Genomic DNA, 13508 nt, shown 5'->3' with positions numbered 1-13508 from the left:
GCGTCCCGGGACGCACATAGTTGGACACGTCGGCAATTGCCACCACCAGACGGAAGCCGTCGGCGTTGGGTTCGCAATACACCGCGTCGTCGAAATCCTTGGCGTCTTCGCCATCGATCGTGACCAACGGCATCTGCCGCAGATCCACGCGCCCGCCGATCATCTGCGGCTCGACCACCAACGGTACGGCCGCCGCTTCGTCCAGTACCTCCTGCGGAAATTCGTGCGGTAATTCGTGGCCGTGGATGGCCATTTCGACAACCAGCGACGGCGTCAGCTTGTCACCGAGCACCGCGATGATCTTGCCGATCGCCGGACGGCGCGCGTCCGGCGGCGCGATCAGTTCGCAGACCACCAATTGGCCTTCGCGTGCCTCGCCGATACCGTCCGGGGCGATCTGCACATTGCGCTGGATGCGCTTGTCGTCGGGGTCGACGTAAGCCACGCCGTGCTCATAGAAAAAGCGCCCCAGCATGCGCGACATGCCGCGCTCGAGCACACGTGCAATGGCACCTTCACGACGACCGCGGCGGTCGATGCCGGTGACGTTCGCCAGCGCGCGGTCGCCATGCATGACCTTGCGCATTTCGAACGGCGGCAGGAACAGGTCATCGCCTCCGCCGTCGGGCTTGAGGAAACCGAAGCCCTCCGGATTGGCAATCACCACCCCGGCAATCAAGCTGGTCTGCTGCACCGGCGCATAGCCGCCACGGCGGTTTTGCACCAGTTGCGCTTCGCGCACCATCGCGACCAGGCGCTTGCCTAGCGCATCGATACGATCGCTGAGGCCCAGCTGCTCGGCAATTTCTTCAGCGGTCTGCGGACCGTCGCAGGCTTCCAGCAACTGCAGGATGGCTTCGCGACTGGCAATCGGCTCGGCATACCGAAGAGCCTCGCGCTCGGCATGCGGATCCTTGAATTCGGCAGCCGCGGGCGCGGCGGTCTGGAAGCGTTCCGGCGGCGGCGCAGACGGGCCACTCTTGCGCGGATGCGGCGCGCGCGGCGCAGGCGGCGCGGTCGCCGGCTGTGGCGAGGTGTTGGAGGCGTTGGATGCTTTGTCGGCAGCGCGCTTGTTGGCGGACTTGGTCGATGCGCCGGCGGCGGCGCGGACCAGGAAATCTGGCATCCAGCCCGGCAACTTCTGCTGTTCGGCAGTGCTGGACTCGCCTGCGCCGGTGGATTTGCGGCGACTTGGCCGATCGGAATCTGGGGAGTTTTTCTTTGTCATTGCTTACATGGTACCCCTTGACACAGCGAGATGGGCAGCAAGACCGGGGCAGCCGACGCCAAATGCCGCGCACAACCCGTTGACAAGCCTGGCCAGAGCCTGCAAAATCCGCGGCTCACCTGCCCAGGTGGCGGAATTGGTAGACGCACTAGCTTCAGGTGCTAGCGGGGGCAACTTCGTGGAGGTTCGAGTCCTCTTCTGGGCACCAGTTTAAAAAGACCTCCGAGCAATCGGGGGTCTTCTGGTTTCTGGGTTAGTCATCATTGACGACCTGCCACCCGAGCATTCGGCGGCGACATTGGCGCCATCCATCCCATCGCTGGACCTGCTGCGATTGCACCGCGGAGTCGCGCCCAGTCGGCGCTGTTCTTTACAGCCGCGCCCCGCTCGACGTAGCCGACCGCAGGCAACCGCCTTGTCGCCGTAAGGCGAGCAAGGCGGTTGCCTCATCACCTTACGGCGCGGCGGTAATCCCAGCCTCGCGCAGCGCCTGCGCCCAGATGATGTAGCCGGCTTCGCTGGGATGGGTCCCGTCCGGCATCAGGCTCAACGGCAAGGTGCCATCTGGCTGCAGGAAGCGCGCCCCGATGTCGACCAGGCGGACTGCCGGACTGCCGGCAAAGCGGGCTCCCAGCAGGCGATTGGTCTCCACGATCGGCGCCCGCTTGGGATCGTCGGGCCGGGTCCCGCGCGGCAGAATTTGCATCAAGATCAGCTGACTGGTCGGCAGCCGACGGCGCACCTCGGTCACCACCGCTTCGACACCTGCGGCCGTTTCGGCAGGAGTGCTGGCACGCGCTTGCGCGGTTCCCACCAGATTATTGGTGCCGATCAGCAACACCACCCAGCGCGGCGCCAAGCCATCCAGCTCGCCCTGGCGGATCCGCCACAACACGTTCTGGGTCCGGTCCCAGCCGAAGCCGAGATTCAACACCGAACGTCGGCCGTACAACCAGTGCCAGGACTTGGGACCGTTCTGCCATTTGCCGCGCGGCACCCCACCCCAGAAGTGGGTGATCGAGTCGCCAATCATCACCACCTCCGGCCGCAGCGCACGCGCAGCCGCCAGAGCAGCATGGTGACGGCCATACCAATCGTAGGAATACTGCTCCAGCCAATCGACCGGCATCAACGAGGTCGCCGCATCCAGGCCCAGCTCGGCCACCGGCTTGACCGGTGCCTCGCCAAGCAGGCGCGCCAAGGTCGGCTCGATCGCTTCGGCCATCATGCGCTGCCCTTGGGTGTCCGGATGCAACGCGCCTGCGGGTGGGCGCAGGCGGCCGTCGTAGAACAACTCGCCGCGCAGCTTGCCGTCGCGTAGGAAGACGCTACTGAGGTCCAGGAAGCTCACCCGCGGATTGTCGCCGTAACGCACCGCCAGCTCCTGGTTGACCTCGGCATCGCGGCGCGACTTCTCGGCCGACACTGCACTCGGCAGCACGCTGAGCAGCAGGATCCGCGTGCGCGGCAGCGTCTGCTCCAGCGTGGCGACCACCGCATCGATGCCCATCAAGGTGTGCTCGGCACTCTGGCCGAGGTAGCCGGTGTTGTTGGTGCCGATCAGCACTACTACAGCCTTGGGCTCCAGGCCGGCGAGCTCGCCATTGTTCAATCGCCACAGCACATGCTCGGTGCCATCGCCACTGAAACCCAGGTTGAGCGCACCTCGGTTGCCATAGAAGGACTGCCACGTGGATTGAAAATCCTCGCCCGGGCCCTGTGCCTTTTCGTAGTTCTGAATGATCGAGTCGCCGATCAGCAACAACTGCGCGTCCGGATGACGCTTGACCTGCTCCAGCACCTGCGCATGCCGCTGCGCCCACCAGGGCTCTTGCAGGCGATCGGTAGCTACGATCGAGGCGGGCGATGTGCTCTGGGCGAACACCGGCAATGCCGTCATCGGCAGCAGCAAAACACAAGCGAGCCAGCGCCAGACAGGGGAAAACCAGAACGGGGACATAGCACGTGCGCCGTTGGGTGATCGGCGATTGTGGTCCGGCCATGGGACCTGCCACAAGCGACGGCCGCATACCAGGTTCGGGAATACGTGCATGCCTGCGGCCTGACAGATGCACCGCCTGTCGCCGCCATGCGCATTCGTGCGCGCTATGCCTTAGGAGGCTGAGAAGCGGTCGCAGCGTCAACATGGCGCGCCTGCCATTGCCAACGCCCTCGCCTTGCACGCACAGACGCAGCTGCAACACATGCACACGCTGATATGTCGCAGCAGTATTTGGCTCAGCGCAGCCCGGTCTCGCCTCATGCCATCACCAGTCGCTGGATTCCGAGGTTTCCTCGTAGATTTCGGTGATCTTGGCGTCGCGGAGAGCGCTCCAGCGTTGCCGCATCTGCGGCAGCGCTGGCGTACGGCCGACCTCAGCGCAGACCGGTCTCGCCGCGCGCAATCACCAGGCGTTGGATTTCAGAGGTGCCCTCGTAGATTTCGGTGATCTTGGCATCACGAAAGTAGCGCTCCAGCGGCATTTCTTTCGAATACCCCATGCCGCCATGAATTTGCACGGCCTGATGGGTGATCCACATCGCCGCCTCGGATGCGGTGAGCTTGGCCACGGCCGCTTCGGTGCCAAACTTCTGCCCTTGCCCTTTCAACCATGCGGCACGCAGCGTCAGCAGCAGCGCTGCATCCAGCTTGCACTTCATGTCGGCGATCTTGGCCTGGGTCATCTGGAACGTGCCGATCGCCGCACCGAACGCCTTGCGCTCCTTGACGTAGGCCAGCGTGGCCTCATAAGCCGCGCGTGCAATCCCGACCGCTTGCGAGGCAATGCCGATGCGCCCGGCATCCAGAACGCTCATCGCAGTCTTGAAGCCGTCGCCTTCCACGCCCAGCACGTCATCGGGCTGCGCAACGTAATCGGCGAACTCGATTTCACAGGTGGCCGAGGCACGAATGCCGAGCTTGGGTTCGGTCTTGCCGCGGTGAAAACCGGCGCGGTCGGTGTCGACCATGAACGCGGTGATGCCGCGCGAGCCCTTGTCCGGCTCGGTCACCGCAAACAAGACGATGTACTTGGCGACCGGGCCGGAGGTAATCCAGCTCTTCTTGCCATTGATGACGAAGCTGCCATCGGCCTGCTTGACCGCGCGGCAGCGCATTGCCGAGGCATCCGAGCCGGACTGCGGCTCGGTCAGCGCGAACGCGCCGATGTGCGTGCCTTCGGCGATCGCGCGCACATAGAGCTGCTTCTGCGCTTCGCTGCCGTTCTTCAAAATGCCGGCGCAAAATAGCGAATTATTGACCGAGACGATGGTGGAATGCGCGCCGTCGGCCGCGGCGATTTCGATCATTGCCAACGCGTAGCTGATCGGGTCCATGCCGGCGCCGCCGTAGTCGACCGGCACCTCGATGCCCATCAGGCCGTTTTCGCCCAGCAGGCGGATATTTTCCAGCGGGAACTCGCCGCTACGGTCGAAGCGCTCGGCGCTAGGCGCGATCTTTTCCTGCGCGATGCGGCGCGCCACATCCTGGATCATCAATTGTTCTTCGGTAAAGCTGAAATCCACGTCGCACCCCTTCAGGCCTGAGCTGAGCCCCATTGTAGCGCCAACCATTCGCATGCGTATGTAGTTGACCGCACCTGCCGCCGGGTCGAAAATATCTCCATATCGCGATATAGAGATATTCATGGATCTGGAAGATTGGTCGGCCCGCCTGAAGGTGTTTGCCGACGCCACCCGAGTCCGCCTGCTGGCCTTGCTGGAACAGGAAGAGCTCACCGTGGCCGAGCTGTCGGCCATCACCCGACTGGCGCAGCCGCGGGTGTCCACGCACCTGGCCAAACTCAAGGAAGCCGGGCTGGTCCGCGACCGCCGCGCCGGGGTGTCGGCATATTACCGCTTCGACGAAGTGTCGCTGGACCCGGCCCAACGAGCACTGTGGCTGGCACTGAGCACCGGCAGCGACGATCCGTTGTTGCGCCAGGATGCCGAGCGCGTGGCCGCCGTGTTGGCCAACCGTGCCGCGGATCAGAACTGGGCCGATTCGGTGGCCGGCGACATGGAACGGCATTACTCGCCGGGACGCACCTGGGAGGCCCTGGCGCGCACTGCCCTGCCCCTGCTGGAGACCGGCGACGTACTCGATATCGCCTCCGGAGACGGCGTGCTGGCCGAGCTGGTGGCACCGCATGCCACCCGCTACATCTGCATCGACACCAGCGCGCGCGTGGTTGCGGCCGCCAGCGAACGGCTGCGCAAACTGCGCAACGTGGAAGTGCGCGAAGGCGACATGCATGCGCTGCCATTCCCCGATGCCAGCTTCGACCTGGTGGTGCTGATGCATGCGCTGACCTACGCGGCCAAACCGGCGCAGGCGGTGGCCGAATCGGCGCGCGTGCTGCGCCCGGGCGGCCGCCTGCTGCTATGCAGCCTGGCCAAGCACGAACACCGCGCCGCGGTGCATGCGTACGGTCACGTCAATCTGGGGTTCGCTGCCAAGGAGTTGCGCAAGTTCGTCGAAAAAGCCGGGCTGGACGTGTCCAGCCTGGAGACGGTGACACGCGAAAAACGTCCGCCGCATTTCGAAGTGATCTCGTTGATTGCGGTAAAGCCGGGATTGGGGAATCGGGGTTCGGGATTGGTGGAAAACAAAGACACCGCTGCGCGGAGAACCGGACCATGACGCACGCGCGAATCCCCAATTCCGAATCTCCAATCCCATTTATATTGCCCTGGTTGCACCCCGAGCGCGCGGCCAAACTCACTGCCGCGCTTGCCGAACGCATCCTCATCATCGATGGGGCGATGGGCACCATGATCCAGCGCCACAACCTGCAGGAGCCGGATTATCGAGGTACCCGCTTTGCCGACGGCTACGACAGTGCGCATGTGCACGGCTCCGGTTGCGACCACGCGCACGCACTGCAGGGCCACGATTTGAAGGGCAACAACGATCTGCTGCTGTTGACCCGCCCGGAGATCATAGCCGGCATTCATCGCGCCTATCTGGATGCAGGTGCCGATCTGCTGGAAACCAACACATTCAACGCCACGTCGGTGAGCCAGGCCGACTATCACCTGAAACATCTGGTGCACTAGTTGAACAAGGCCGGCGCACAGGTCGCGCGCGCCTGTTGCGACGAAGTGGAGGCGTTGACCCCGCACAAACCACGCTTTGTGATCGGCGTGCTCGGCCCCACCAGCCGTACCGCCTCGATCAGCCCGGACGTCAACGATCCCGGCTACCGCAACACCAGTTTCGATGCGCTGCGCGAAACCTATCGCGAAGCGATCGAGGGATTGATCGATGGCGGCGCCGATACGCTGATGGTGGAAACCATCTTCGAAACGCTCAACGCCAAGGCCGCGTTGTATGCGATCGAAGAGGTCTTCGAAGCGCGCGGCGGGCGTTTGCCGGTGATGGTCTCCGGCACCATTACAGATGCATCCGGTCGCACCTTGTCCGGCCAGACTGCCGAAGCGTTTTATGCCTCCGTCGCGCACGGCCGGCCGTTGTCGATCGGCCTGAATTGCGCGCTCGGCGCCAAGGACCTGCGCCCGCATGTGGAAACGCTGGCGCAGATCGCCGACGTCTATGTCAGCGCGCATCCAAATGCCGGCTTGCCGAATGCCTTCGGTGAATACGACGAAACGCCGGAAGAAATGGCGTCCACGCTACGCGAGTTCGCACAGGCTGGCCTGCTCAATCTGGTCGGCGGCTGCTGCGGCACCTCGCCGGACCATATCCGCGCCATCGCCGCAGCGGTCGCTGATCTGCCACCGCGGCAATTGCCTGGCACACAAGAGCTGGCGGCGTGATGCGTCGGGCTCACCTTCATCCGCCCTTCGGGCACCTTCTCCCGCAGGCGGGAGAAGGTGGCGCGCAGCGCCGGATGAGGCCGCATTGCACCGCGCCCCGGGGCCGACCCGTAAACACCCACTCACCACGACCGATCGCACCGTCAGCGTCAGCGTCAGCGTCCAGCAGAGCCTTGCATGAGCACTCCCCGTTACACCCGCTAGTCCGGCCTTGAGCCACTGGTCATTACGCCGGACCTGTTGTTCGTCAACGTAGGCGAGCACACCAACGTCACCGGCAGCGCGCAGTTTCGCAAGCTGATCAAGGAAGAACGCTACGAAGAAGCGGTGGAGGTTGCGCGTCAGCAGGTGGACAGCGGCATGTCCGAGCCGGATATTGCGCGCATTCCGGTGATGGTGGATTCGTCCAAGTGGAGTGTCATCGAAGCGGGATTGAAGTGCCTGCAAGGCAAGAGCGTGGTGAATTCGATCTCGCTCAAGGAAGGCGAAGCGGTGTTCGTCGAACACGCACGCAAGGTGTTGCGCTACGGTGCCGCCGCGGTGGTAATGGCCTTTGACGAAGCGGGCCAGGCCGACACCTGCGCACGCAAGGTCGAGATCTGCACGCGCGCCTACACGCTGCTGACCCAGCAGGTGGGCTTTCCGCCGGAAGACATCATCTTCGACCCGAACATCTTTGCCGTGGCCACCGGCATCGAAGAACACGACAACTACGCGGTGGACTTCATCCAAGCCACCCGTATCATCAAGGACACGCTACCGCACTGCCATGTGTCCGGCGGCGTTTCCAACGTCTCGTTCTCGTTCCGCGGCAACGAAACCGTACGCCAGGCAATCCACTCGGTGTTCCTGTTCCATGCGATCAAGGCCGGCATGAATATGGGCATCGTCAACGCCGGCGGCATGCCGATCTACGACGAACTGGATCCGGAGCTGCGCGAACGCGTGGAGGACGTGATCCTCAACCGACGCCGCGACGGCACCGAACGTCTGCTGGAAATCGCCGAGCGCTACAAGGGCACCAAGGGCGCGGCAAAAGTCGAAGACCTTGCCTGGCGCGACAAGCCGGTACGCGCACGCCTGGCGCATGCGCTGGTACACGGCATCGACGCATTCGTGGAAACCGACACCGAAGAAGCGCGCCAGCATTCCACGCGCCCTCTGGACGTGATCGAAGGCCCACTGATGGACGGCATGAACGTGGTCGGCGATCTGTTCGGCGCCGGCAAGATGTTCCTGCCACAGGTGGTCAAGTCCGCGCGTGTGATGAAAAAAGCCGTGGCCTATCTGCTGCCCTTCATCGAAGCGGAAAAACTACGCACCGGCGAAGTCGGCAAATCAAACGGCAAGATCATCATGGCCACCGTCAAGGGCGACGTGCACGATATCGGCAAGAACATCGTCGGCGTGGTGTTGGCCTGCAACAACTTCGATGTGGTGGATCTGGGCGTGATGGTCTCGGCGCAGGTGATCCTGGATCGCGCACGCGAAGAAAACGCCGATCTGATCGGGCTGTCCGTCCTCATCACGCCATCGCTGGAAGAAATGTCGCATGTGGCGCGCGAGATGCAACGGCAGGGCTTTGATATTCCGTTGTTGATCGGCGGCGCGACTACCGCGCGCGCGCGCACCGCGCTGAAGATCGACCCGCACTACACCGCGCCCACCGTGTGGGTGAAGGATGCCTCGCGTGCCGTGGGCGTAGCGCAGTCGCTGATCTCGCGCGACCTGCGCCAGGCCTTCGTCGCCGCCAACGATGCCGCTTACGCGGAAATCCGCGCACGCCACCGTAATCGCGGCGATGCCAAGCGCTTGGTGTCGCTCGAAAAAGCCCGTGTGCAGCGCTTTGATGGCGACTGGGACACCTACACTCCTCCGGCTCCACGCCAGCCTGGCATCCACGTATTCGACGACTACCCGCTGCAGGAGCTGATCGAACTCATCGACTGGACGCCGTTCTTCCAGGCATGGGAGCTGGCCGGCAAGTTCCCCGCGATTCTCAGCGACGAAATCGTCGGCACCCAGGCCAGCGCGCTGTATCGCGACGCACGCCGCATGCTCAAGCGCATCGTCGAAGAGAAGTGGCTGACGGCCAAGGCCGTGTTCGGGCTGTGGCCGGCACACAGCGTTGGAGATGATGTTGGGGTGGTCCTGACGGACCACCGGGATTCGGCAGTCGAGATTGGAGATTGGCAGCAGCAGAGCCAATCCCGAATTTCCAATCCCCAAGCCCGGCAGCTCCTGCACTTCTTGCGCCAACAAGTCGACAAGCCCATCGACCGACCCGACTTCTGCCTGGCCGATTTCATCGCGCCGAAAAGCAGCGGCAAGCAGGACTGGATCGGCGCGTTCGCGGTCAGCGCGCTTCGAAGCCGCGCATGACGACTACAATTCCATTCTGCTCAAGGCCTTGGCCGACCGTCTGGCAGAGGCGCTGGCCGAACGTCTGCATCAACGCGTGCGCACCGAGTTCTGGGGTTATGTCGAGGACGAAGTGTTGGACAACGAAGCCTTGATCGCCGAGCGCTATCGCGGCATACGCCCCGCGCCCGGTTACCCGGCCTGCCCCGAACACAGCGAAAAACGCACCTTGTTCGATCTGCTCGATACCGAGCGCAACGCCGACATGTCGCTGACCGAAAGCTTCGCGATGCTGCCCACTGCCGCGGTCTGCGGTTATTACTTCAGCCATCCCAAGAGCCAGTACTTCGTGATCGGGCGATTGAGCAAGGAACAGGTAGCCGATTACGCAAAGCGCAAGGGCATCACGCTGGCACTGGCCGAGCGTTGGCTGGCATCGAATCTGGATTACGACCCGGAGTAAGAGGCATCTGCAGACCGCAGATATCCTAGGAGCGCAGCCGGGCACGATGAGGCTTCACAGGTAAAACGGCATCGCGTCCGGCCGCGCTCCTACGCGACAGCGCCACCGCATTGCGCGGCGACGTTTGGATCACGCCAACATCAAGCAGCCGGCCGCAACACGTTCAAGACTTCGTAGCACGCGCCCATGGTGTGGTAATCGGTCTTACCCGCCGGGCTTTTCTCATTGCTGTACTTGCGGTTGTCCGCATCCAGGATGCGATACCACGCGCCATACTGATGATCGATCATGTGCGCCCACGAATAGGCCCACAGCTTGTCGTACCACTGCCAGTAGCGATCATCGCCGCTGCGCTGGGCCAGCAATGCGGCAGCGGCCAGCGACTCGGCCTGCACCCAGAAATACTTGTCGTCGTCGCAAACCTTGCCGTCGGGATCGAAGCCGTAATACAACCCGCCGCGCTGCGCGTCCCATGAGCGCTCCACCGCCACATCGAACAGATGCTGCGCGGTGGGCAGCAACCAATCGGCCGGCGCATAGCGATCCAGCAGCATCAGCAGCTTGGCCCACTCGGTCTGATGGCCGGGCTGAAAACCCCAAGGGCGGAACAGGTGCTTGGGATTGTCGCGGTTGTAGTCCCAGTCGATGTTCCACTGCAGGTCGTAGTGCTCCCACACCAGCCCATCGGCCTTGGCTGCCTGGCGACGGGTCATGTTCTCGGCCAGCACCAGCGCGCGATCGAGATAGCGTTGCTCGCCGCTGGCCTCGTACGCCGCAATCATCGCCTCGCACATATGCATGTTGGCATTCTGGCCGCGGTAGCTGGTGAAGTTGAACTGCGCGTCGGCCTCGTCGCGATACAGCCCGAAGTCCGCATCCCAGAAGTACTTTTCCAGCAGCTGCCAGGTCTCGTCCATCCACGCGCGTGCTTCATCGACGCTGGCCTTCAAACCACACGAATACGCCAGCAACACGAAGGCCACGCCGTAGCAGTGATTCATGTCGTCTTCGACCACGCCATCGCGTAGCGTCCACGCGTAACCGCCAGTTTGCCGATTGCGATGCACATTGCGCAGATAGTCCAGCCCGTGACGCACCGTCTGCAGGTACGCGGCATCGCCGAACTCGCGGTACGCCATTGCGTAGTTGAAGACGAAGCGCGTACTGCTGACCAGGTGCCGATGCCCGGCATCGTAGATCGAACCGTCATCGCGGAAATACTGGAAAAACCCGCCCGCAGGATCGATCGCGCGCGGATGGTAGAACGCCATGGTGTCGGCGATGTGCTGGCGCAAGACGTCAGCCGAACGGAAATCGGGTACGGGTGTTGCAGGCAAACGGCTCATGATTGTTCCTGAATCAAGGAATGGACTTCATCGATGCTCGGCATTGCCGCGAACGCGCCCTTGCGCGTCACCGCCAGCGCGCCGACCGCGGCGGCAAAGCGAATCACCTGATTGATTGCCGCAGGATCGCCGCATAGCTGCTCCAGGGATGAAGCACGCGTTGCCAGCTGATACAGCAGCCCGCCGACAAACGCATCGCCAGCGGCGGTGCTATCGCGCACCTGCACCTGGAACGCCGGCACCTGGCCCGAATCGGTGCGTGTCTGCCAATGCACCGGCCCGCCGCCATCGGTGACCAGCAACCAACGGGCCTTGCCCTGCCACAGCTTTTGCGTGACCGCACTGGCATCGCTCTCGAGCGTTCCCGCCAGATACTCGAGTTCCTCGCGCGAAAGCTTGACCACATCGGCCAACGCCAGCGCCTCCCATAGCAGCGGCGCCGGGTTCACATCTTGCGGCCACAGCATCGGGCGCAGGTTGAGGTCCAGGCTGACGATGGCGCCATCGGCGCGCGCACGTCGCATGCCGTCAAGCGTGCACTGAGCGATTTCCGGCTCGGTCATGCTGTTGGAGCACACATGCAAGACCGCTGCCTGCGTAAACCCGTCCACAGCGAAGTGCTCGGGGCGGAACAACAGATCCGCTGCCGGCGGACGGTAGAAACTGAAACTGCGCTCGCCGGCTTCGTCCAGCGCAACGAACGCCAGCGCAGTCTTGGCCTGATCGGTGCGCACGATGCCGTCGGTGACCACGCCGGACTGCTGCAGGCTTTGCAGCAGGAAATCGCCGAACATGTCGCGCCCGAGCATGCCTACAAAATGCGCAGCGCCTCCTAGACGAGCCACCGCAACGGCGACATTGGCCGGCGCACCGCCGGCATATTGCGCGAAGGTGCGTGCCTCGTCCGGGCGGGCCTGCGGCAACGCCAGCATGTCGATCAGCGCTTCGCCGAAACACACCACCTGATGCTTGGTCGCACTCATGCGCGTGCCTCCGCCAGTGCGCCGCGCAACCGCGAGCCCCAGATACCGTAGAACACGATGTACAGGTAGCACAGCAACGGCAGCACGAACGACTCATGCAGGCCGATGCTGTCGGCGAGCAGCCCTTGCAGATACGGCACGATCGCGCCGCCGACAATGGCCATGATCAGCAGGCTCGACGCGCGCCCGGTCAGCAGGCCAAGCCGCTCGATGCCCAGGGTGAAGATGGTCGGGAACATGATCGAATTGAACAGGCCGATTGCCACCAGCGCATACACCGCCAACATGCCGCCGCTGGCCATGGTCAGGCCCAGCAACAGCGCATTGATTGCCGCGAACACCGACAACAACACGCGCGGCGACAGCTTGGCCAGCAGCGCCGAGCCGATGAAACGGCCGATCATCGCCAGCGTCCAGTAGGCCGACACATACTTGGTGGCCTCACGCTCGGTGAATCCACCGATCTGCGGCAGCGAGAAGTAATTGACCATCAGGCTGCCGATGGCCACTTCTGCGCCGACATAGAAAAAGATCGCCAATACACCGAAGCGCACATGCGGGTGTTGCAAGGCATCGAGCAAGGAATGCTTGCTGTCGTCTTTCTGTGCGCTGGCGTCGGTCAGTGCCGGCAGACGGAACAAGAACACGAAAATCGCCAGCAAGAACAGCACGACACCCAGCCCGATGTACGGGCCTTGCACAGCCTGCGCTTCCTGCACGCGGTAAGCCAGTTGCTCGGCTTCCGGCAGGGCTTTCAGCTGCTCGCCGCTCATCACCGTGTTGGACAGGATCAACCAGCCGCCCAACAGTGGCGCGATTGCGGTGCCGAGCGAATTCAGCGCCTGGGCCAGGGTCAGGCGACTGGAGGCGCTGCGCTCGGGACCCAGCAAGGCGACGTAGGGATTGGCCGCCACCTGCAGGATGGTGATGCCAGTGGCCAGCACGAACAATGCGCCGAGAAAAGCGCTGTATACGCGCAATTCCGACGCCGGCCAGAAGCCCAGCGCGCCGACCGCCGCCACCGCCAAGCCAGCCACGATGCCCTGCTTGTAGCCCAACCGGTTCACCAGCCAACCGGCCGGTAGCGACATCAGGAAGTAGGCACCGAAGAAGGTGAACTGCACCAGCATCGCCTGCGCGAAATTGAGCTCGAACACCGCCTTCAGATGCGGAATCAGGATGTCGTTGAGGCAGGTCAGAAAGCCCCACATGAAAAAGATCGTGGTGGCCACCGACAATGCGACGCCGTTATTGACGGGCGCCTTGTTGCCGCTGGGCACGGAGGATTGCGTGGAAAGGGAAACCATAGGGATTGCCTGGTCAGCGGCCTGAGGCCTTGGGGGGGGGGG

General features: G+C 63.4%; 7 protein-coding genes, 1 tRNA gene and 2 pseudogenes. 4 read left to right on the top strand and 6 right to left on the bottom strand.

Translation table 11 applies throughout. The features are described 5' to 3' along the window. The coding region (locus XAXN_RS18235) for an RNB domain-containing ribonuclease (protein ID WP_134984918.1) at positions 1-1228 on the bottom strand (1228 nt) is incomplete at its 3' end. Positions 1229-1349: 121 nt separating this feature from the next. Here XAXN_RS18235 and XAXN_RS18230 point away from each other — a divergent pair. After that, a tRNA-Leu gene (locus XAXN_RS18230) sits at positions 1350-1436 on the top strand. A gap of 246 nt (positions 1437-1682) precedes the next feature. On the opposite strand, the gene XAXN_RS18225 is transcribed toward XAXN_RS18230, so the two are convergent. Then, positions 1683-3128: a GDSL-type esterase/lipase family protein gene (locus XAXN_RS18225; protein WP_134980547.1), complete on the bottom strand. Its 1446-nt coding sequence runs from the start codon at positions 3126-3128 to the stop codon at positions 1683-1685. 476 nt (positions 3129-3604) lie between these two features. Next, on the bottom strand, positions 3605-4786 hold the full coding sequence (locus XAXN_RS18220; RefSeq protein WP_054320582.1) for an acyl-CoA dehydrogenase family protein: 1182 nt from the start codon (positions 4784-4786) through the stop codon (positions 3605-3607). Positions 4787-4874: 88 nt separating this feature from the next. On the opposite strand from XAXN_RS18220, the gene XAXN_RS18215 reads away from it, so the two are divergent. The 3 genes and pseudogenes from XAXN_RS18215 to metH all read left to right on the top strand — a co-directional run. Further along, positions 4875-5870, top strand: a complete 996-nt coding sequence (locus tag XAXN_RS18215; protein ID WP_054320581.1) for an ArsR/SmtB family transcription factor — start codon at positions 4875-4877, stop codon at positions 5868-5870. Next, positions 5867-7006: pseudogene (locus XAXN_RS18210) on the top strand (homocysteine S-methyltransferase family protein). The gene XAXN_RS18215 and the pseudogene XAXN_RS18210 overlap by 4 nt, the downstream one beginning before the upstream one ends. 177 nt (positions 7007-7183) lie before the next feature. Then, positions 7184-9830, top strand: a pseudogene (gene metH / locus XAXN_RS18205) (methionine synthase); the annotation flags it as partial. Between the two features lie 140 nt (positions 9831-9970). Here metH and XAXN_RS18200 read toward each other — a convergent pair. The 3 genes from XAXN_RS18200 to fucP are packed head-to-tail and all read right to left on the bottom strand — an operon-like array spanning position 9971 to position 13466. After that, complete coding sequence (locus XAXN_RS18200) at positions 9971-11176, bottom strand: AGE family epimerase/isomerase (RefSeq protein ID WP_054320580.1); 1206 nt, start codon at positions 11174-11176, stop codon at positions 9971-9973. Continuing rightward, the gene (locus tag XAXN_RS18195; protein ID WP_054320579.1) at positions 11173-12159 is read right to left on the bottom strand and encodes a carbohydrate kinase family protein; all 987 of its coding nucleotides are present in this window, start codon (positions 12157-12159) and stop codon (positions 11173-11175) included. Before XAXN_RS18195 ends, XAXN_RS18200 begins: the two co-directional genes overlap by 4 nt. Beyond that, positions 12156-13466 (bottom strand): L-fucose:H+ symporter permease, encoded by a 1311-nt coding sequence (gene fucP, locus XAXN_RS18190; RefSeq protein WP_054320578.1) that lies wholly within the window; start codon positions 13464-13466, stop codon positions 12156-12158. Before fucP ends, XAXN_RS18195 begins: the two co-directional genes overlap by 4 nt. Between the last annotated feature and the right edge of the window lie 42 nt (positions 13467-13508).

Source organism: Xanthomonas axonopodis (genome assembly GCF_001304695.1).
GTDB lineage: Bacteria > Pseudomonadota > Gammaproteobacteria > Xanthomonadales > Xanthomonadaceae > Xanthomonas > Xanthomonas axonopodis.
This window is presented reverse-complemented; position numbering and strand designations above follow the sequence as displayed.